Source organism: Stenotrophomonas sp. NA06056 (assembly GCF_013364355.1).
Taxonomy (GTDB): Bacteria; Pseudomonadota; Gammaproteobacteria; order Xanthomonadales; family Xanthomonadaceae; genus Stenotrophomonas.
Genome location: NZ_CP054931.1, coordinates 3,181,540 through 3,202,103, shown reverse-complemented (window position 1 = coordinate 3,202,103; position 20,564 = coordinate 3,181,540). Strand labels below are relative to the sequence as shown.

Sequence of the window (20,564 nt, the reverse complement as noted above, 5' to 3'; positions counted from 1 at the left end):
TCAGGCGAGCGGCGGCGCCTGGCCGCGTTGCTGGCGACGCCCGGGCGCATCGGTCCAGGGCATGTCCGGGGCGGCCAATGGCCAGTGCGGACGCACGCCGGACAGAGCCGACGCGGAGGGAACCAGATCAAGTTCAGTGCGCAGCCATTGGCTGGCCAGCAGCAGCGGCGGGGCCGGCTTGTCGGTGGACCTGGCGGGTGCCGAGGCGCAGCGCCGCAGCTTGGCCGGCGCTTCTTCCTGCAGGGGGCCTTCGCCGCCACGCTCTTCCAGCGGCTGTTGCAGCGCCTGGGGAGCTGCAGCATGGGCCACCGGCAGCAACGGCAGGGTGCCCAGCAACAGCGTCAACATCGCCACCCACGCCAGCAGGCTGGCCAGCGCAGGCCGACGGCCGCGCATGGCGGTGCCGAGCTGTACAAGCCGAAGCGGGCGGGGACGGAACGGGCGACGCAAGCGGAAATCCCTGGCTGGCCGGAACATCCGGCGTCAACGGGGCGTGATTGTAATGAGACCCGTTAGCCGTTGCAAATGAGAATGATTGCCAAAATGTCGCAGGAAGGGCCTGATCCGCTCAGACCTCGCTCCAGCGTCGCAGCAGGTTGTGGTACACGCCGGTCAGCTGCAGCACCGCATCGGCATCGCCATTGGTCTGCCGCAGGCGCTCGATGGAGGTATCCATCTCCCACAGCAGGCGCCGCTGCACATCGTCGCGGATCATGCTCTGCACCCAGAAAAACGAGGCCACGCGCGCGCCGCGGGTGACTGGATTGACCTTGTGCAGGCTGCTGGAGGGATACACGATCAGATCGCCGGCCGGCAGCTTCACTTCGTGCTCGCCGTAGGTGTCGCTGATGATCAGCTCGCCGCCGTCGTACTCGTCCGGATCGGACAGGAACAGCGTGCAGGAAATGTCCGAGCGCAGCTGTTCGCCGTTGGCCAGGCTCATCACCGCGCCATCGACGTGGAACCCGTAGGTGCCGCCGCCGCTGTAGCGGTTGAAGCGTGGTGGCAGGTATTTCAACGGCAGCGCGGCGCTGAAGAACAAGGGATGCCGTGCCAGTGCCACCAGAATGATTTCGCCCAGTTCGCGGCGCAGGGGCGAGGCGTCCGGCAGCTGCTGGTTGTGCTTGGCCTGTGCGCCGAGGTGGCCGACGGTCTCGCGGCCATCGGTCCAGTCGGCCGCATCGAGCCTGCGGCGGATATCAGCCACCTGTCCGGCGCTGAGGATGTCGGGGATGTGCAGCAGCATGCGGAAGTCCTCAGCAAGCGGACGGTGCGACCAGGGCGCGCACCTGCGGGTGGGGTGAGGCGGCCAGCTCGGGCACGATATGCGCCATGAAGGCGGGACTACCGTGCTGCAGCGCCAGCCGTAGCCAGTGCACGGCTTGTTCGATCTCACCGGCCTGCAGCAGGATCGAGGCGTAGTTGGTCTGGCCGCGGAAATCGCCGGCCTCGGCTGCGCGCCGGTACCAGGCCAGCGCAGCCTGCGGATCGCGTCCGGTGTCCAGTCCATCTTCCAGATGCCGGGCCAACAGGTTCATCGACTTGGCGTGGCCCAGATGCGCCGCGCGGGTGTACAGCGCCAGTGCCTGTGCACGGTCCTGCGGCACGCCACGGCCGGTGGCCAGCAGGTTGGCCAGGTTGTACAGGCCCCAGTCCAGCCCGGTGTCGGCCGCGCGTCGGTACCAGACCGCGGCCAACGTCGGGTCGGCGACCGTGCCCTGGCCCAGCTCATGGCAGCGGCCAAGCATGTTCATCGCCATCGGCGCGCCGTTGTTGGCTGCGGTCTCGTACCAGAGCAGGGCAGCGGCAGCGTCTTGCGGCGTGCCTTTGCCTTCCATGTGCATCTGTGCCAGCAGCAGCTGCGCCTCGATCTGTCCGGCCTGTGCCGCATCGCGCACGCGCGCGAAGGCGGCCTGCGGGTCATGCAGCAGCAGGTCTGCCAGAGCGTCGGAATCAAACGGGGTAGTGGATGCCATGCGCGGAGTATCGCCGGAAACAAAAACGGCGGCAGGAGATCCTGCCGCCGTGCGGGTGCTGCGGGTTACATCAGAACTTCATGTTCAGTGCCAGGGTGGCCGAACGACCCGGGGCGATGCTCGCGTAGTGCGATGCGTAGGCCTTGGTGAAGTAGGTCTTGTCGGTCAGGTTCTGCACGTTCAACTGCAGGCTGATGTTGTCCTGGATCGCGTAGCTGGCCATTGCATCGAAGCGGGTGTAGCTGGCGATCCACTTGGTGTTGGCCACATCACCGTACTGCTTGTCGGAGTAGTTGGCACCGGCACCGACGGTCAGGCCGAACGGGAAGCGGTAGGTGGTCCACAGGGTGGCGCTGTGCTTGGCGGTGTTCGGGAACACGTTGCCGTTGTACGGCGAGGGCACGTAGACATTGGACGGGCAGGTGCGGCCGGACACGGCGCAGACGAAGCCGTTGTCCTTCAGTTCCGAGTCCAGGTAGGTGTAGCCACCGTACAGGCTCCAGGCATCGGTCAGCTGGCCGGTGAAGCCCAGCTCGAAGCCATTGATTTCCTTCTTGCCGGCGTTCTGGCTGGTGCCGTTGTCCACGGTCACGCGCGCGTTGTCCATCACGGTGTGGAAGATCGCAGCCGTCAGGTTCAGGCGGTTGTCGAACAGGTCCCACTTGGTGCCCAGCTCAAGGTTCTTGGTTTCCTGCGGCTTGAGGTCGGCCACTGCGGCGCTCAGGCCATCCGAGCCATCACCACCGTCCATGCCTGGCGGGGTCGAGGAGGTGCCGTAGGACAGGTAGATGCTGCCGTTGGCCGAAGGCTTGAAGACGATGCCGGCCTGGTAGTTCAGGAAGTCATTGTCGTTGCGCACACGGGTCGGCGCCTTGCCGGCCACCGGGGTGGTCAGGGTGGTGGAGAAGTCGTCGTAGCGCAGGCCGAGGTTGAAACTCCACTGCGCATTGAGTTCGATGGTATCGAACAGATAAGCAGACGTGGTCTTGGTGCGCTGCTCGACGTCCAGTGCCTTGTCGCTGCGGTACACCGCATGGGTCGCCGCCCACGGATCGTTCGGGTTCGGATTGTCGAAGCTGGTGCAGTTGTAGCCGGTAGCAGCGCCGATGGTCGGGCACTTGCTGCTGTTGGTCAGCGGGTTGTTGGTGCCCGGGGTCATCAGGTAACTGCCACGGGTCATCTTCTCGTCGCTGTATTCCACGCCGGCGCTGTAGCTGTGCTTCAGCGCGCCGGTCTGGAACGCACCGGTCAGGCTCAGCTGGTCAGCGAAGCTCTTGACGTCGACGGCGCGGCTGTTGGTACGGCGCCACAAGGTGCCGTAGTTGTTCGGGTTGCCCTGGCTGTCGTCCGGCTGGGTCCACAGGTAATCGTTGCTGGTGTTGCCCAGGCGCGCGATGTTGCGCAGCTTGTGGCTGCCGAAGTCGTAGCTGCCGTCCAGGGTGCTGATGTCGGCGCGGGTGCGCTGGAAATCGCGGTCCACCAGACCGTAGTAGTTGTTGCGGTCGGGCACCATCGGGCGCCCGTCGACCCACTTCGATACCGGTGCGCCGTTCGGGTTGCCATACGGGAAGCCGCCGGCATCCGGCAGGTCATCGCTCTGCATGTGGTAGTGGCTGGCGATCAGCTGCGCCGGGCCGTTCAGGCCGAACGCGATCGACGGCGCGATGCCCCAGCGGCTGACATTGGCAGCGTCGCGGCCGGCGATGTCCGACTCGTGCTTCATCAGGTTCAGGCGTGCGGCGATGCCATCGCCCAGCACGTAGTTGGCGTCCACGGTGCCGCGCGCGTAGCTGTCGGTACCGATGCCCATGCTGGCCGTGGTCTCGTTCTTCAGCTTCGGGGTCTTGCTGACCAGGTTGAGGCTGCCGCCACCGGAGTCACGGCCGCCGTAGGCCGAGCTCGGGCCCTTGACCACTTCCACCTGCTCCAGGTCGAACACTTCGCGGGTCTGCGAACCGACGTCGCGCAGGCCATCGACGAACATGTTGCTCTGCGAGTCGAAGCCACGGATGAACGGGCGGTCGCCGGTCGGGTTGCCGCCTTCGCCGGCACCGAAGGTGATGCCCGGCACCATGCGCAGCGCATCCTGCAGGTTGGTCGCGCCGGTTTCGGCGATCAGCTTCTCCGAGACGATCGAGACCGACTTCGGGGTGTCCAGCAGGGCAGCGGTGAACTTCGGCGAGGACGGGTTGAACCAGCTGCCACGCACCTGGACCTTGTCCAGTTCGGTGGCCTTGCTGGCTCCGGCGTCGTCGGCCGCCTGTGCGGCCAGCGGCGCGAAGCCGGCGGCCAGGGTGGCGGTGGCCAGTACGGAAACGCGAGGTGCGTACTTGCGGGTCTTGATGTGGGTCATGGGCAGGTTGGCGGTGGCTTGGATAGGGAATGAGCGAGGGCCGGCCAGCGCGACTGGGCGCGCGGCGACAGGCAGGAGGTGGGTTCTATGGAGCCGAGCCATGCTCGGCTGGCCGGAAACGCAATCAGGCGCGCGGCAACGGCCGCAGGGCGCCTCAGATGGCGTGCGGTGCCGGAGGTGCGTGGCCGGGATTCAGGCGCAGCGAGGGGTCGTGCAGCTGCCAGCGCAGGGCATCGGAGTGCCACAACGGGATGTGGGCCACCAGCGCAGCACGCGGCGGCGTAGAGCCGGCGCAGGGCGTACCGCCTTCACCATCCACCGGAGGTTCCGGGGCGGGGGCGGCGTGGTGCGGGCATTCGTCGCCGGAAGGCGCCGGTAGCGGAGCGACCTGCTCGATATCGTGCAGAAGCGCTTGCCAGCCTGCGTTGGCGGCGTGGCCACCGCGTCCTTCATGCAGCGCCGACCAGCCCAGCAGCAGCGTCAGCAGCGCGGCCACGAGCAGCTGCCACCCCTGACGGGCGAGCTGGCACAGCATGGCGGTGGGCGCGGACGAAGCCATGGCGCAGGCGGGGGCATTACGAAGATGTTACGTAGGATAACATCAACGATAATGATTCGCATGTACGGGGTGCGGCAGGTCGCCCGGGCGGTCCCGAAAGGCCCTTGGCAGGCCCCTCAGGCCGTTCCAGTGGATCCACCCCATGGGTGGATGCCCTTGGCCTCAATCGCGGTCGTCGCGGGTCCAGATGGCGTCGTGCTCGCGCTTCACCGGAAACTTCGGCACCGCCGTGTAGGCCGGCGCACACAGGGCGCGGCCGTCCCGCACGTCGAAGCGCGCGCCGTGCAGCACGCACTCCACGCTGCCTTCGGTGGTGTTGAACTCGCCCGAGGACAGCTCGAACTCTTCATGCGTGCACTGGTCTTCCAAGGCATATAGTTCGCCGTCGAGGTTGAACACCACGATCGGCGTACCGGTCACTTCGTCGAACACGCTCTTCATTTCGCCCGGCAGCAGTTCGGCGCCGGCGCAGACAAAGGTCCAGGCCTCGCTCACGCGGTGGCTCCGGCCAGCGGCTTTTCCAGGATCTCGAAGCGCAGGTCGTCGCGCTTGGGGATGCCGAAGCGTTCGTCGCCATACGGGAACGGCTTCTTGATGCCGGTGCGCTGATAGCCGCGGCGCTCGTAGAAGGCGATCAGTTCGTCGCGCACGTCGATCACCGTCATCTGCATTACCGGCACGTTCCATTCGCGCGCGGCATGGGCTTCGGCGGCGTCCATCAGCTGCTTGCCGACGCCACCGCCCTGCTGGGCCGGGTCGACCGAGAACATGCCGAAGTAGCCCTTGCCGTCGACATCGGCGACGTGGGCGCAAGCCACCAGTTGGCCGTCGCGTTCGGCCAGCAGGATGGTCGAGCGCGGGCGGTCCAGGTCGCCCTGGATGCCTTCGGCATCGATGCGGGCGCCGTCCAGCAGGTCGGCTTCGGTGGTCCAGCCAACGCGGCTGGCGTCGCCACGGTAGGCCGAGGTGACCAGGGTGATCAGGGCGGGGATGTCGGCCGGCGTGGCGGCGCGGAAGGTCAGGGTGCTCATGGGGGCATTTTAGGTGGGGCGCGGGTGGGCGGGGAGGCCGTTGATTTGATTGGCTTTGCCGAATTTGTCGTATACGACCTGTTGACACGTTCTTCATTTTGCATTCATAAGTGAGCCAATGCCCACCCACCGTGTTCAAGCGTGTGGTTGTTTGCCGGAGTGGGCACCGTCCGATCTGAGCATCGACAGTGGCGCGATGTGGGCGGGGCTCTCAAGGAAGGTCGATCCAGGGAGGATCTTCATGCAGTCACGGCTCATTCCTCATCCGCGCGCTGCAAGCGCCATCAAGGGCCTGCTTCTGACAACGCTGGCCTTCTGCGTATTGGCACCGGTCACCGCCTCCGCCCAGATCGTTCCGACCTGGCGCGAGGAGTACGACAAGCGCTTGAAGTATGGCGACCTGGTCGAGCCTTTGAAGGGCGAGATCTTTGGTGAGCAGGTCAACCTGTATGACGGTTCGATCAGCTTCAAGGCGACGGATATTTCGATCCCGGGCAATGGCAGCTTGCCGATGACGCTGAGCCGCAGTTACAGCGATGGTGACGGCAGCAGCGAGAGCCCGTTCTCTGATTGGGGCCTGGACATCCCATCGTTGTCCGGCGTCTATGGTGATCTGCCGGAAACTGCTGCTGCCGGCTATTGGGCGCCGGCAGCGCGCTGTTCGACGGTGGGTGCGCCACCGGCGCTGGATGTGTGGAATCGCCGACACACCCAGATCGTCAACTTCAACACGCATACGTTCTGGGATGGCGTACGCCTCTCCCTGCCGGGTGGCGGTGGTGAGCCGATGCTGGGCGGCAGTGGCGATGCCCGCCAGCCGCAGCCGCAGTTTGGTCAACCGGCGCCTTGGAACACGAAAGGTGGATGGACCTTCAGTTGCTTGACCGCACTGAAGAGCGGTCAGCCGGGTGAGGGATTCCTTGGCCATGCACCAGATGGAACAAAGTACTACTTCGATTGGATGGTGGCCCGCTACAACACCGAAGCCACCCTGCAGCCGTATGGCCCGGAAAGCAACGCGATGCTGAATCGCAAACGGGTATTCCTGTACCCCTCGCAGATCGTCGATCGCTTTGGCAATTGGGTGCGCTATGAGTGGAGCGGCGATAGGCTGCAGCGCATGGTCGCCAGCGACGGACGCGAGATCAGCCTGGCCTACACCGCGAACGGGTTGATTGCTTCGGCCACTGCGGCAGGTCGGACATGGACCTACGGTTATACCGAGGCGAACATTCTGCGCACCGTGACACTCCCCGACGGGACCCAGTGGGTCTACAACCTGCCGCCACTGTGGGTCACACACAAGTACGCCGAGTACACGGGTCAGAACATATGGGAATATCTGGAGTACCCGGCGACGTGTTCGCGCATGAACAAAATCGTGCCCACCGAAATCACCGCGACGGTCCAGCATCCGTCGGGCGCATTGGGGTCGTTCCTGTTCCGGCCATTCCGCCATGGGCGCAAGAACGTCAAGCTTGATTGCCAGACTTCCGGCGACAATCACCTCATTGCCGAGGGCTGGAACTACACGCCTATCTATCGTGACGCGCAATCGCTGGTGGCCAAGACCATCAGTGGCCCGGGCATGCCCACAGCGCAGTGGACCTACCAGTACACCAATCTCAATGGTGCCTACGCGAAGGATCTGGGCGGTCCGGATATTCCTCCGGGCCAGGCCGAACCGAAGATCACCACCGAAACGCTGCCTGACGGTGTTGTGCGTGTGTATGAGTTCGGCAAGGAGGTGGCGTACAACGACGGTCTTCTCCTGTCGACCACGACGCGTTCGGGCGGCTCCGTCGTGCGCGTTGATCGCAACAACTACTACCCGGATGCCCAGCTGGACTCGGCGCCATTCCCGAAGGAGGCCGGCAAGGACTTCAAGTACGGTGCGAACGATCTCAAAGCACACTACAACCGGCCTGTACAGTCCACTGTGGTGGATCAGGATGGCGTGCAGTTCACCCGCTCCGTGCAGGCCTTTGATGCATTTGCGCGCGAAGTCACCGTCGTCGAAGGAAATTCCACCGGACAGAGCCGCACCAGCACAACCAGTTACTACGACAACGCTGCGCTTTGGGTGAATGGCCAATCAGCGCGCAGCGTAGTCAATGGTGTCGAGCAGTCACGTAGCGAGTTCGACACGACCAATGCGTTGCCGCTGCGCGCCTATGCCTTCGGGCGGTTGGCACAGCAGGTGACCTACGCGGCAGACGGTACGGTGGCGTCCGTCGCCGACGGCCGTGGCAACACCAGCCATCTCTCCGGTTGGAAGCGCGGTGTGCCGCAGCAGTTGCGGATGCCAGCCACGGCTGAATCTCCAAATGGAGCGACGCGCACCGTTGTGGTGGACGACAACGGGTGGATCACCTCGTTGACCGACGAAATCGGTGCGACCACCAGCTTCAGCTACGACAGCATGGGGCGCCTACGCAGCCAGCAGTTCCCCGGTGGCGACACCGTGAGTTGGAATGCGGTGACCATGGATCTGCAGCGGTTGGGCGGAGCGCAGTTCGGCGTACCGGCCGGCGCCTGGAAGCATTCACGAATCCACGGCGGGAGACGGACCGATACCTACCTGGACGCCATGTTCCGCCCGGTGCTGGTCACTGAAAATGCAGACAACGTTCTCGATAGCGCAGTCGTGACCCGTTATGACACCAGCGGCAAGACGGTGTTCGCGTCCTATCCGGTTCGCCAGCTTTCCGACATCAATGCGTCGTTTGGCGGCACCACCACGCAGTACGATGCGCTGGGCCGACCGGTCGTGGTCAGCCAGTCGTCCGAACTGGGTGCATTGGTAACCCGCACCGAGTTCGTGGGCAACCTGTCGGTGAAGGTGACCAATCCGCGAGGCCAGTCCACCACAACGCGGCACCTGGCCTATGACCAGCCGTCCTATGAGATGCCGCTGACGCTGCAGCATCCGGAAGGGGTAGTGACCGAGATCCAGCGCGACGTTCTCGGCAAACCGCTGGCGATCACCCGTCGCAGCGCCGATGGCAGCCAGGCGTTGACTCGCCGTTATGTCTATGACGCCTACCAGCAGCTCTGCAAGACCATCGAGCCGGAAACCGGGGCGACGGTGCAGGACTACGATGCCGCTGGCAATGTCCTTTGGTCGGCGGCCGGCACGGGCCTGACCAGTGCCGCCGACTGCAACCGCAGCGAAGCACTGGCCAGTGGGCGCGCGGTGCAGCGCAGCTATGACGCCGCCAACCGCCTGAAGGCGCTGACCTTCCCCGATAGCCGCGGTAACCAGGCCTGGTCGTATACACCGGACGGCCTGCCCGCAGAAATCAGTACCCAGAACGATACCGGGCGTCCGCCGGTCATCAATAGTTATCAGTACAACCGTCGCCGCCTGCTCAGCAGCGAGACGCTGCAGCATCTGGACCTGGGGACGCTGAAATTCGCCTATGGTTACGACGGCAATGGCATGCTGGCCAGCAACACGTACCCGGGCGGGCGCATCGCCAGCTATGCCCCGGATGCGCTCGGCCGCGCTACATCGGTAGGCGGCTATGCGAAGGAGGCCAGCTATTTTGCCAACGGTGCGCTGGCACGCTTCGTCTATGGGAACGGCGTTGTCCATACATTGACCCAGAATGCACGCGGCCTTCCTGACCGAAGTCGCGACGCCACCGCTGCGGCCGCAGTGCTGGACGACAGCTACGACTACGATGCGGGTGGCAACGTGATGGCCATCTCCGATGGTTTGCCGGGTGCGCCTGGCAATCGTGACATGGCCTATGACGGGCTGGATCGGCTGCGCTCGGTTACCGCGCCGGGCTTTGGCAATGCGCTGTATGAGTACGACGCACTGGACAACCTGCGCCGGGCCAAAGTCGGCAGTCGGGACCGCACGCATTATTTCGATCCGACCAATCGTCTGGTCAACGTCGTCGATACCGGCAGCAGCGCGACCGTTGTCGGTCTCGGCTATGACGTGCAGGGCAATCTTTCCATCCGAAATGGTCAGGCGTTTGGTTTCGACTACGGCAACCGCCTGCGTACCGTGGGGACGACGGAAGCCTATCTGTATGACGCGCATGGGCGCCGGGTAAAGGCCTGGAACAGTGACGCGGGCGCGATCTACTCGTTCTATGACAATGGCGGCGTGCTGCGGTTCCAGCGCAATGAGCGCACGGGAAAGCAGACGGACTATCTGTACCTGTCCGGCAGTCTGGTGGCGCAGGTGCACGGTGAGGCTGCCCCCAGTATTCCAGCGCTGAGCGCCCCAGGCTATATCACCCAGGGCAGCGTCAACCTGACGTGGAGTCCTGCCGGTGGCGCCAACCGCTATGAACTGCAGCGTGCCCAGGCGGGAACCTGGAGCACGATCTTCGATGGTGCGGCGCAGGCGTTCACCAGTGCCGATCTGGTTACCGGCACCTATCAGTTCCGTGTGCGTGGTTGTCGCGTGGTCTGTGGCGACTGGAGCAATACTGCGTCGGTTGCCGTCGAACTTCCGCCGGCCACGGTTCCGGCGCTGACCGTACCGGCAACTGCCTTCAATGGCGGCTACAGCATCAGCTGGTCGGCCTCTGCCGGCGCGGAGCGCTTTGAACTGGAGGAGAGTGCCGATGGTGGTGCCTGGAGCCAGGTTCACAATGCGGCGGGTCAATCCAAGGGGTTCAGCGGCAAACCGGCAGGCACCTTCAACTATCGTGTCCGTGCGTGTAATCCGGTGGGGTGTACCAGCTACAGCAGCAGCGCTGCGGTGGCAGTGGTCTACCCGCCTGCCAGTGCTCCGGGAGTATCAGCGCCGGCCCGTTCCGCGCCCGGCAGCATTGGCATCGGCTGGAACGGGATTGGCGGGGCCGACCGCTACACGTTGCAGGAAAGCACCAACGGTGGTGGTTGGGTGACGCTGGTGGATGCACATGTGGTGTCCTTTGCAACGCCCGCACGTGGTGTGGGGAGTTATGCCTACCGCGTCGCCGCCTGCAATGGCGCTGGATGCGGGCCGTGGTCAGGATCTGCAACGGTTGCCGTGATCGGTGCGCCGACGATCGAGCCGGTGATCAGCGCTCCGGGGTTGGTGAACGTGCCGCAGTACAGCTTCAGCTGGTCAGTGCCTGCAAATAGTGAGAGCTTCCTGCTGGAGGAAAGTGCAAACGGCGGTGGATGGACGCTGGTGCATAACGGCGGTGCGAACAGTTTCGGTGCCAGTCGTGGCAAGGGAAGCTATGCCTATCGTGTGCGTGCTTGCAATTTCGTGGGGTGCAGTCCTTATTCGGGAATCGTGACGGTTGTCGTCGCGTTGCCACCGGCGACGCCGTATTTCTACCTTGCTGAGTGGCTTACAACCCGCAAGCCGCCCTATCAGGTGCAGTGCTCGGTGGGCTGGAGTCAAGTAGCCGATGCCACGGAATTCCAGCTCGAAAGTGGCGGCGGCGGCAAGCGCTTGTACACCGGACCCAAAGCCTATGTAAGCGCAAGTGGTGGTGCGTACTGCGCCGGTGACTATCGCGTGCGCGCCTGCAATGCAGGCGGTTGTTCGCCGTGGTCAGCCGACCATCCCGTCACGCAAGGCGTACTGAACTGGGATTGAGACATGAATGGAATCACTTCTCTACTGATTCGCGCAGCGCTTCTTGTGGTGGCGACGATGGCCGGTGCTGCACCGGCTGCGGCCCAGGAAGTAGTGGAATACATCCACACCGACGCCCTGGGCTCACCGGTGGCGATCACCGATGCCAGCGGCAATGTCATCGAGCGCACGGTGTATGAACCGTACGGGGCAGTGGTCAATCGGCCGCTGAAGGATGGTCCTGGGTACACGGGGCATGTGACGGACTCTGGGACCGGGCTGAGTTATATGCAGCAGCGGTACTATGATCCGGAAGTTGCGAGGTTATTGTCTGCCGACCCAGTGACTGCGATAGGCGATCCGGTTGGATTCTTTAATCGCTACAAATACGCTGCCAGTAATCCCTACAGATATACGGACCCGGATGGAAGGTCAGAAAAGGTGACCGGTTCTCATATTCGTGGGGGGCAAGGGTTTGCCGGTGCTCGACTGTCAATTCTGCGGACTTCATTTCGAAGTCCTTTGGATAACAAGGATGAAGGGGGGCGCCCCGCCAGTTCTGCCAACCAGACTATCTCAGACGAAGTCGTAAAGGCGGGTGGTGGGGAGCGTCGGGGTAGTGAGGCGCGTAGTGCCATCAAACTGGTAGGGATTGTCGACGCTGTGAGGGCACGCAATGCGGCGGAAGAGGCCAAAGAATTTGCGAGATTGAGCGGGCTGCCCGGATTGTCTCATGGACGAGGTGATGCAATGCGACACTGTACCTGGAGTTGCCAGATGGCGAGGGATATAGGTGCCGGGAATGCAAAGTTGATTGGGGATAATCACGAAATTTGGGGTGCGGATCCTCCGGGAGGCAGGCAGATGGACCTCAATAACAATGCGATTGGTAGGGAATTTTCCACAAGGCCGGGGGCTTGTTCTTCTCTTTGTTCGGAGGCTGCAAGAAATGATGAGCTTGATGTGTATATCGGGCGCTAGACAATCAATTAGGTCGAGCGGCTTGATCAAATTTTGTTTGATTTTCCTGGCGATTTCTGGGGTGCAGGGTTGTGGCTGGTTCTCGGACCCCGAGATTATTGTGAGAAATGCTGGGGGTGTGGCGGTTTATAATGTCAAGTTGGAGGTTGGTGGCGGCACGATTGAGGTTGGGTCTATTTCTGTGGGTGAGAGCAGGAAAGTTAATCCTAAAGTTGTTATGGATTCTTCTCTCCTTGTATTGTATGTCGAAAATGGTAAGGATTTTGTTTGTCGTGGGGATGTGTATTTTACGAACAATCTCTATGTCAAGGTTGAGGCGGATGTGGGTGGAGGAGTTTGCCGTGTTAGAGAAGTTTTGCGTTGATTCGGGGGGGGCGAAATGATTGGGGTGATTGTAATGGGTGGGATGTCTTTTGCTAGAAATTTGTAGCGCCGCATCGGTCATTCTTTGGGGGCGTAAATGGCTGCTCTCACTGTGTATTCTTTGGAATTCCAATTCGTGTAGCGTATAAGGTGTTTCGCTGGCTGCTTGATTGACGAGTTTTATGGTGCAGTGCAAAGGTGAGGGGTGATGAAAATCCTTGTTGAAAGCCCCTCATTTGGGCTTCCATCACTCTAGGTGCCATATGGGTAAACATATTTGCGGCTCATAGGGTGTTGCTGAAAATCGAGCGTGAGCGGCTGGAAGTGCTCGTTGCAGTCGGAATCACCAAGGTTGATTGGTGGCTTAGCTGCTTGCGCGGTGTTGCAGTGCTTGCCCTTATTTCCAAAGGGCAGACGTCCCATCAGGGTGAACGGTGGGTGTTGGTGTTGAGGGGGTGTTGCGATGATGTACATCTTCTTGATTGCCTCCGGGGTATCCATGTTTGTCGGCATGTAGAAGACGGTGCCAAGGCCGTTGGTGATGGATGGATCGGCATTGCAGTGAGATTGCCGGTTCTTGGCATCACTCGGCGTTTCCTGTCACGCCTCTGCTTGCTTGCGTCCAGCGCGCAATAAAAAAACGCCACAGTTCCCTGCGGCGTTTTCGTACTTCCCTGATTCTGGCGAACCCTCACCCCAGCAGCTTCCGCACCTTCGTCAACGCCGTCATGAACCGCTCGATCTCTTCATGCGTGTTGTAGAACGCCAACGACGCACGGCAGGTCGCCGCCACGCGGTAGTACTGCAGCAGCGGGTGCGCGCAGTGCTGGCCCGAACGCACGGCCACGCCCTCCAGATCCAGCAGCGTGGCCAGGTCATGCGCGTGGGCGCCGTCGATCAGGAACGACACCACCGCTGCCTTTTCCGGCGCCTCGCCGATGATGCGCAGGCCATCGACCCGGCGCAGCTCTTCGGTGAAGTGCGCCAGCAGCTCGGCTTCGCGCGCTTCCACGTGGTCCAGGCCTACGTTCTGCAGATAGTCCGCCGCCACGCCCAGGCCGATGAAACCGGCGATGTTGGGGGTGCCGGCCTCAAACTTGTGCGGGGCATCGTTGAACACGGTGCCGTCGAAGCTGACTTCCTTGATCATTTCGCCGCCGCCGAGGAACGGCGGCATCGCGTCCAGATGTTCGCGGCGCGCCCACAGCGCGCCGGTACCGGTCGGGCCGCACATCTTGTGGCCGGTGATGGCGTAGAAGTCGCAGCCGATCGCGGTGACGTCGACCTTGCGGTGCGGTGCGGCCTGCGAGCCGTCGACCACGGTGACGATGCCGCGCTTGCGGGCTTCGCGGCAGATCTCGCGCACCGGGTTGATGGTGCCGAGTACATTGGAGACGTGGGCCACGGCCAGCAGCTTGACCTCGGGGGTCATCGCCGCGCGCAGCGCGTCCAGGTCCAGCGCGCCGTCGGGGGTGATCTCGGCCACGCGGATGGTCGCGCCGGTGCGCTGGGCAACCAGCTGCCACGGCACGATGTTGGCGTGGTGCTCCATGCGCGACACCAAGATCACGTCGCCAGCCTTCAGCCGGGGCAGGGCCCAGGAGTAGGCAACGAGATTGATCGCGAAGGTGGTGCCGCTGCACAGCACCAGATCATTGCTGCGCACGTTGAGGAAACGGGCCAGCTTGTTGCGTGCGCCTTCGTAGGCGTCGGTGGCCTCGGTACCCAGCGCGTGCACGGCACGGCTGACGTTGGCGTTGTAGCGACGGTAGAACTCGTCCACCGCGCCGATCACCTGCACCGGCTTCTGGCCGGTGTTGGCGTTGTCGAAATAGACCAGCGGCTTGCCGTGCACTTCGCGCATCAGCAGCGGGAAGTCCAGGCGTACGCGCGCCCAGTCGGGGGCGTCGGCGGGTGCTTCGATCGGTCGCGGGGTGGACAGGTTCATGCCACGCCCGCCTCGGCCAGGGCCTTGTCCAGCCGGCGTGCCAGCTGCTCGCGCAGCGCTTCGGGCAGCACCTTCAGCGGTTCGTGGCAGAACGCGGCGCTCAGCAGCGCCTGCGCCTGGGCCTGCGGCAGGCCGCGCGAGCGCAGGTAGAACAGCGCGTTGGCGTCGAGCTGGCCGACGGTGGCACCGTGTGCGGCCTTCACTTCGTCGGCGTCGATCACCAGCGTCGGCTGGGTGTCGATCTCGGCGTCGGCCGACAGCAGCAGGTTCTTGTTGGACAGGTTGGCGTCGGTGCCATCGGCGCCGGCACGGATCTGGATGCCGCCATGGAACACCACGCGGCTGCGGTTGGCGGCAACGCCGCGCCACAGCAGTTCACAGCTCGTATCACGTGCGATGTGGTCGATGCCCAGGCGGGTGTCGACGTGACGGCGGCCGTTGCCGAGCAGCACGCCATTGGCGGTCAGCTGGGCGTTGTCACCTTCCAGGCGCACGTTCAGTTCGTGGCGGCTGAGCGCGGCGCCCAGTTCCAGGTCCACGCGGTGGTACTGCGCGTCCTTGGCCAGCACCGCGTCGGTGCGCAGGAAGCTGGTCTGGCGCGCGCTGCCGGCTTGCACGCGGGCATGCTTGAGCACAGCGTCGCGGGCGACGTGGGCGTGCAGCACGGTGTTGTCCAGATGTGCGGAATCACCGACGCTGAAGCGGTGCTCGACCACGCCCAGGCTGGCGCCGGCACGCAGTTCGATCAGGTGGCGATGGTGCCAGGCCAGGTCGGTGTCGCCGGCGACGCTGGCGAACACCAGCTGCAGCGGCACCTCGACCTGCACGCCGTCGTCCACGCGCAGCACCACGCCTTCATCGGCGAGGGCGGCGTTGAGGCGGGCGAATACTTCATCGCTGCGCTCGTAACGGCGGCCGAGGAAGCGCACGGCGTCCTCGCCAGCGGCCAGTGCCGAAGACAGCGTTTCCAGCTGCACGCCGGCCGGCAGACCCTGCACGTCGCTCAGCGCGTCGTTGAGGCGGCCATTGACGAACACCAGGCGCGGCGCCGGGATGTCCTCCAGCACGGCGGCATCCAGCAGCGCCGGCGCCAACGGCGCGGCCGCGAAGCTGCGGCGCTCCAGCTGGCGCAGCGAGGTGTACTTCCAGGTTTCGCTGCGTGCGCCGGGCAGACCGTCGCGCAGCACGCTGTCGAGCACTTCGCGGCGCGCATCGCTGCCGCAGAAGGCCTGGGCCATGGAGTCGAGCAGGGCGCTCATCAGACCGCCGCCTCGCGCACGACCCGATCCTTCAGGAAGTCATAGCCGTGCGCTTCCAGTTCCAGCGCCAGTTCCGGGCCACCGCTCTTGACGATGCGGCCATCGGCGAGCACGTGCACCACGTCCGGCTTGATGTAGTCGAGCAGGCGCTGGTAGTGGGTGATGACCAGGAACGAGCGGTCGGCGCTGCGCAGCGCGTTGACGCCGTCGGCCACGCTCTTCAGCGCATCGATGTCCAGGCCCGAATCGGTTTCGTCCAGGATCGCCAGCTTCGGCTCAAGCACGGCCAGCTGGAAGATCTCGTTGCGCTTCTTCTCGCCACCGGAGAAGCCTTCGTTGACGCCACGGTGCAGCAGTTCGTCCTTCAGGTGCAGCACGGCCAGCTTCTGCCGCACCAGCTTGAGGAACTGCATGGAATCGAGTTCTTCCTCGCCGCGCGCCTTGCGCTGGGCGTTGAGCGCGGCGCGCAGGAAGTAGGTGTTGTTCACGCCCGGGATTTCCACCGGGTACTGGAACGCCAGGAACAGGCCGGCGGCGGCGCGCGCTTCCGGGTCCTGGTCGAGCAGGTCGACGCCTTCGAACTGCACGCTGCCTTCGGTCACTTCATAGCCGTCACGACCGGCCAGGACATTGCCCAGGGTGGACTTGCCGGCGCCGTTGGGGCCCATGATGGCGTGCACTTGGCCGGGCTTCACTTCCAGCGACAGGCCCTTGAGGATTTCCTTGTCGCCGATGCGGGCGTGGAGGTTGTCGATCTTCAGCATTGGAATGGTCGTCTTGTCGAATGGGGGATGGCAGGCAGCGCGACTTACAGGTCGTATTCGCTGCGCTCCAGGAATTCGCTGCGCAGGTAGGCGGTGCGTGTATCGGTCAGGCTGGACTTGGCGTGCAGATACAGCATCGGGTACATCGAGCCGTACAGGACGCGCGGATTCTCGTCCTTGCCGACCGGGTAGCGCGCCTCCAGATCGGCATCACGCAGCTGCACCCACAGGCGCTGCGCGTCCTTCAGCCGGGCCAGTGCCACCGGCTGCCCGGCAAGCTTGGCCAGCACCTGCCGGTAGACCGCGTTGAGCTCGGCGTCGGCCTTGCGGAAATCGCGGTCGGCGCAGGCGTTGAGCTCCATCTGCGTGCCTTCCGGATTGCAGCCGTCGGCGTCGGCGCTGGCCGCCCATGCCGGCGCGGCGGTGCCGAGCAGCAGGGCCAGGGCGAACAGGGCCTTCATCCGACCGACCCTTCCAGCGAGACTTCCAGCAGCTTCTTGGCTTCCACTGCGAATTCCATCGGCAGTTCGCGGAACACCTGCTTGCAGAAGCCGTCGACGATCATCGACACCGCGTCTTCCTGGCTGATGCCACGGGCGCGGCAGTAGAACAGCTGGTCGTCGGAGATCTTCGAGGTGGTGGCCTCGTGCTCGACGGTGGCGCCCGGGTTCTTCACCTCGATGTAGGGGAAGGTGTGGGCACCGCACTGCTTGCCGATCAGCAGTGAATCGCACTGGGTGTAGTTGCGCGCGCCATCGGCGTTGCGGTCGACCTTCACCAGGCCGCGGTAGGTATTCTGGCCGCGGCCGGCGCTGATGCCCTTGCTGATGATCTTGCTCTTGGTGCGCTTGCCAACGTGGATCATCTTGGTGCCGGTGTCGGCCTGCTGGCGATGGTGGGTCAGTGCCACTGAGTGGAACTCACCGACCGAGTCGTCGCCCAGCAGCACGCAGGACGGGTACTTCCAGGTGATCGCCGAACCGGTTTCGACCTGGGTCCAGGTGACCTTGCTGCGCGCGCCACGGCATTCGGCACGCTTGGTGACGAAGTTGTAGATGCCGCCCACGCCGTTTTCGTCGCCCGGGTACCAGTTCTGCACGGTGGAATACTTGATCTCGGCGTCTTCCAGCGCCACCAGCTCGACTACTGCGGCGTGCAGCTGGTTCTCATCGCGCATCGGCGCGGTGCAGCCTTCCAGGTAGGACACGTATGCCTTGTCCTCGCAGATGATCAGCGTGCGCTCGAACTGGCCGGTGTGGCCGGCGTTGATGCGGAAATAGGTGCTCAGTTCCATCGGGCAACGCACGCCCGTGGGAATGAACACGAAGCTGCCATCGGAGAACACTGCCGAATTGAGAGCGGCGAAGTAGTTGTCACCCACCGGCACCACGGTGCCCAGGTACTGGCGCACCAGTTCCGGGTATTCCTTGATGGCTTCGGACATCGAGCAGAACACGATGCCCTTCTCGGCCAGTTCCTTGCGGAAGGTGGTGCCGACGGATACCGAATCGAACACTGCGTCCACCGCCACGCCGGCCAGCTTGGCGCGTTCGTGCAGCGGCACGCCCAGCTTGTCGTAGGTATCCAGCAGTTCCTTCGGCACGTCATCCAGCGAGGCGTACTTCGGGCCCTTCGGCGCGGAGTAGTAGCTGAGCGCCTGCAGATCGATCGGGGCGATCTGCAGCTTGGCCCAGTTCGGCATCGGCATGGTCAGGAAGTGGCGGTAGGCGTCCAGGCGCCACTGCGTCATCCACTCCGGCTCTTCCTTCTTGGCCGACAGGGCGCGGATGGTGTCCTCGTCCAAGCCGGCGGGAAGGGAGTCCGACTCGATGTCCGTGATGAAGCCGGCCGAATACTTGCGGCCAAGCTGCTCGTGGATCTCGCGGTTGGGGGTGTCGTCGCTGGCGACGGTTTCGATGGTTTCGGTGGCCATGGGGGGCTGCCTACGGATCAGGAGACGACGTCGACAGCGATGGTGCGGCGCTGTTCGTCATCGACAAGGGGAAGAGGGGGCAGGATCTGGGCGAGGGTGACATCGCGCAGGGCCTCGGAGACCACGTCGTTGATCAGCCGCCAGCTGCTGCGTGCGCCGCACTTGGGCGCCATGCCGCACTGGTGGTGGTCGTGGCTGCACTCGGTCAGGGCCAACGGCCCTTCCATGGCTTCAACCACTTCAAACAGCGAGATCTCGATGGATGGGCGGGTCAGCCGGTAGCCGCCGCGGACGCCGCGCAGGCCTTCGACCAGGCCGGCCTGGGCCAGCGGCTTGAGCACCTTGCTGACGGTGGGCGGCTCCAGACCAGTGAATTCGGCCAGCTCGGTGGCACTGAGCACCTCGCCCGGACGGGCGGCGAGTACGGTCAGTACGACGGTGGCGTAATCGGTGAGCTTGGTGACGCGCAACATGGATGCGAGTGGTTCTTAAAGCGGACTGAAATTGTACGCTTTTATTCGCCAGCATCCAACCCGGCCATTCAGCGGGCGCTTGGGGCGGGCCGCGGGTCGGTCGCCGAGGGTGGCCATCGGGGCGACATGCTGGAGCATGGGGGTGATTTTCGCAATCACCCGGAATGGGCGAGAATCAACCTTCCTTTCGCTGCAAACGTCTCTTGCCGATGCCCAAGAAGATCCAAGCCCGCAAGTCCGCCATCCACGGCAACGGTGTGTTTTCCGTGGCCCCGATCAAGCAGGGCGAGCGCGTGATCCAGTACAAGGGCCTGCTGCGCAGCCACGGCGATGTCGATGCCGATGACAGTGGCGATGTGGAAAGCGGCCATACCTTCCTGTTCACCCTCAACGACGACTGGGTGATCGATGCCAACTACAAGGGCAACGACGCGCGCTGGATCAACCACAGCTGCGACCCGAACTGCGAGGCGGTGATCGAGGAAGACGAAGACGGTGACAGCCGCGGCGACAAGGTCTTCATCGAGGCGCTGCGCGATATCAAGGCCGGCGAAGAGCTGACCTACAACTACGGCATCACCCTGGCCGAGCGGCATACGGCCAAGCTGAAGAAGATCTGGGAGTGCCGCTGCGGCTCACCCAAGTGCACCGGCACGATGCTGCAGCCCAAGCGCTGATTGCGGTAGCGCCGGACGATGCCCGGCGAGCGCGAAGCGCGGGAACAATGGAAGCCGCCGGGCATGACCCGGCGCTACCCTTATTTGCCCAGCACGCCAGCCGGCACCAGGTTGCCCAGGTTCTGGTTGAAGGTCACCACCAGCTTGCCGTTCTTCACCTGCGCCGACTGCACCTGCAGGGCACCGAGCAGGCCGGCCACGGCCGGGTCCAGCTTGTAGATCGGTTCGCGCTGGGCGTAGTCGCTCAGCCATGCGTTCAGCAGGCCGCGGGTACGCGAGTCGAGGCGACCGCCCTGGTTGGCCGGGGTGAAATCATCCACGCTCGGCTGCTGCAGGTGGAAGCCCTGGGTCTGTGCGTCATAGCGCAGGCCGCTGCTGAGCTTTACGGTACCCAGCTTGGCCGGGTTGCCGCCCGCGGTGGCCAGCGCCACGTCCATGCCCAGGTTCAGTCGTTCGCCTGCCGGCAGGCTCAGCTGCGGGTGGCTCATGGTCAGCGCGATCAGGCCGCCCAGTGCGTCCTGGGTGCGCGGGAAGCTGCCGTCCAGATACTGCTGCACGTCGCTGGCGCCAACCGCCAGTTCACGACCGGAGATCGAAGGGGCGGCCTGCGCACCGATTGCGGCAGCAATCAGCACGGTCGAGGCGGCGAGGCGGGTCATCAGGGAACGCAGGCGCATGGCGGTGACCGGAAGAAGGATCGAAGAGGCC

At 64.0% G+C, this 20,564-nt stretch carries 19 protein-coding genes; 4 read left to right on the top strand and 15 right to left on the bottom strand.

Annotated features, from left to right (window positions below):
* From HUT07_RS14355 to HUT07_RS14325, 7 genes are all read right to left on the bottom strand, one after another.
* On the bottom strand, positions 1 to 396 hold the full coding sequence (locus HUT07_RS14355; RefSeq protein WP_176021500.1) for a hypothetical protein: 396 nt from the start codon (positions 394 to 396) through the stop codon (positions 1 to 3).
* 172 nt (positions 397 to 568) lie between these two features.
* Positions 569 to 1,246, bottom strand: coding sequence for a Fe2+-dependent dioxygenase (locus HUT07_RS14350; RefSeq protein WP_176021499.1), 678 nt, complete (start codon positions 1,244 to 1,246; stop codon positions 569 to 571).
* 10 nt (positions 1,247 to 1,256) lie between these two features.
* Positions 1,257 to 1,976, bottom strand: coding sequence for a tetratricopeptide repeat protein (locus tag HUT07_RS14345; protein WP_176021498.1), 720 nt, complete (start codon positions 1,974 to 1,976; stop codon positions 1,257 to 1,259).
* Positions 1,977 to 2,046: 70 nt separating this feature from the next.
* Positions 2,047 to 4,329, bottom strand: coding sequence for a TonB-dependent siderophore receptor (locus tag HUT07_RS14340; protein ID WP_176021497.1), 2,283 nt, complete (start codon positions 4,327 to 4,329; stop codon positions 2,047 to 2,049).
* A gap of 154 nt (positions 4,330 to 4,483) precedes the next feature.
* Positions 4,484 to 4,888 carry a hypothetical protein gene (locus HUT07_RS14335; protein WP_176021496.1) on the bottom strand — a complete coding sequence of 135 codons (405 nt, stop codon included), beginning with the start codon at positions 4,886 to 4,888 and terminating at the stop codon, positions 4,484 to 4,486.
* A 162-nt stretch (positions 4,889 to 5,050) separates the two neighbouring features.
* Positions 5,051 to 5,383: a non-heme iron oxygenase ferredoxin subunit gene (locus HUT07_RS14330; protein WP_033830543.1), complete on the bottom strand. Its 333-nt coding sequence runs from the start codon at positions 5,381 to 5,383 to the stop codon at positions 5,051 to 5,053.
* Positions 5,380 to 5,919: a GNAT family N-acetyltransferase gene (locus HUT07_RS14325; RefSeq protein WP_176021495.1), complete on the bottom strand. Its 540-nt coding sequence runs from the start codon at positions 5,917 to 5,919 to the stop codon at positions 5,380 to 5,382. The genes HUT07_RS14330 and HUT07_RS14325 overlap by 4 nt, the downstream gene beginning before the upstream one ends.
* A gap of 241 nt (positions 5,920 to 6,160) precedes the next feature.
* Between HUT07_RS14325 and HUT07_RS14320 the strand changes: the two genes are divergently transcribed.
* From HUT07_RS14320 to HUT07_RS14310, 3 genes are read left to right on the top strand one after another with little or no spacing between them, the layout of a single operon-like run.
* Entirely contained in the window at positions 6,161 to 11,479 is a 5,319-nt protein-coding gene (locus HUT07_RS14320; protein ID WP_176021494.1) for an RHS repeat domain-containing protein, read from the top strand.
* A 3-nt stretch (positions 11,480 to 11,482) separates the two neighbouring features.
* On the top strand, positions 11,483 to 12,439 hold the full coding sequence (locus tag HUT07_RS14315; protein WP_176021493.1) for an RHS repeat-associated core domain-containing protein: 957 nt from the start codon (positions 11,483 to 11,485) through the stop codon (positions 12,437 to 12,439).
* Between the two features lie 22 nt (positions 12,440 to 12,461).
* Complete coding sequence (locus tag HUT07_RS14310; protein ID WP_176021492.1) at positions 12,462 to 12,803, top strand: hypothetical protein; 342 nt, start codon at positions 12,462 to 12,464, stop codon at positions 12,801 to 12,803.
* A gap of 251 nt (positions 12,804 to 13,054) precedes the next feature.
* Here HUT07_RS14310 and HUT07_RS14305 read toward each other — a convergent pair whose 3' ends face one another.
* From HUT07_RS14305 to HUT07_RS14275, 7 genes are all read right to left on the bottom strand, one after another.
* On the bottom strand, positions 13,055 to 13,303 hold the full coding sequence (locus HUT07_RS14305) for a hypothetical protein (protein WP_176021491.1): 249 nt from the start codon (positions 13,301 to 13,303) through the stop codon (positions 13,055 to 13,057).
* Between the two features lie 190 nt (positions 13,304 to 13,493).
* Positions 13,494 to 14,750, bottom strand: a complete 1,257-nt coding sequence (locus HUT07_RS14300; RefSeq protein WP_176021490.1) for a cysteine desulfurase — start codon at positions 14,748 to 14,750, stop codon at positions 13,494 to 13,496.
* Positions 14,747 to 16,009, bottom strand: a complete 1,263-nt coding sequence (gene sufD, locus HUT07_RS14295) for a Fe-S cluster assembly protein SufD (RefSeq protein ID WP_176021489.1) — start codon at positions 16,007 to 16,009, stop codon at positions 14,747 to 14,749. Before sufD ends, HUT07_RS14300 begins: the two co-directional genes overlap by 4 nt.
* Positions 16,009 to 16,773, bottom strand: coding sequence for a Fe-S cluster assembly ATPase SufC (gene sufC / locus HUT07_RS14290; RefSeq protein ID WP_176021488.1), 765 nt, complete (start codon positions 16,771 to 16,773; stop codon positions 16,009 to 16,011). Before sufC ends, sufD begins: the two co-directional genes overlap by 1 nt.
* A 44-nt stretch (positions 16,774 to 16,817) precedes the next feature.
* Positions 16,818 to 17,234, bottom strand: coding sequence for a lysozyme inhibitor LprI family protein (locus HUT07_RS14285; RefSeq protein WP_134968779.1), 417 nt, complete (start codon positions 17,232 to 17,234; stop codon positions 16,818 to 16,820).
* Positions 17,231 to 18,706: a Fe-S cluster assembly protein SufB gene (gene sufB, locus HUT07_RS14280; RefSeq protein ID WP_176021487.1), complete on the bottom strand. Its 1,476-nt coding sequence runs from the start codon at positions 18,704 to 18,706 to the stop codon at positions 17,231 to 17,233. Before sufB ends, HUT07_RS14285 begins: the two co-directional genes overlap by 4 nt.
* Positions 18,707 to 18,723: 17 nt before the next feature.
* Positions 18,724 to 19,179, bottom strand: coding sequence for an SUF system Fe-S cluster assembly regulator (locus HUT07_RS14275; RefSeq protein ID WP_079220957.1), 456 nt, complete (start codon positions 19,177 to 19,179; stop codon positions 18,724 to 18,726).
* Positions 19,180 to 19,388: 209 nt separating this feature from the next.
* Here HUT07_RS14275 and HUT07_RS14270 point away from each other — a divergent pair, with 209 nt between their 5' ends.
* Positions 19,389 to 19,856, top strand: coding sequence for an SET domain-containing protein-lysine N-methyltransferase (locus HUT07_RS14270; protein WP_010483549.1), 468 nt, complete (start codon positions 19,389 to 19,391; stop codon positions 19,854 to 19,856).
* 80 nt (positions 19,857 to 19,936) lie between these two features.
* Here the strand turns inward: HUT07_RS14270 and HUT07_RS14265 are convergent, their stop codons facing one another.
* Positions 19,937 to 20,533, bottom strand: a complete 597-nt coding sequence (locus tag HUT07_RS14265) for a DUF1439 domain-containing protein (RefSeq protein ID WP_176021486.1) — start codon at positions 20,531 to 20,533, stop codon at positions 19,937 to 19,939.
* Positions 20,534 to 20,564: the final 31 nt, after the last annotated feature.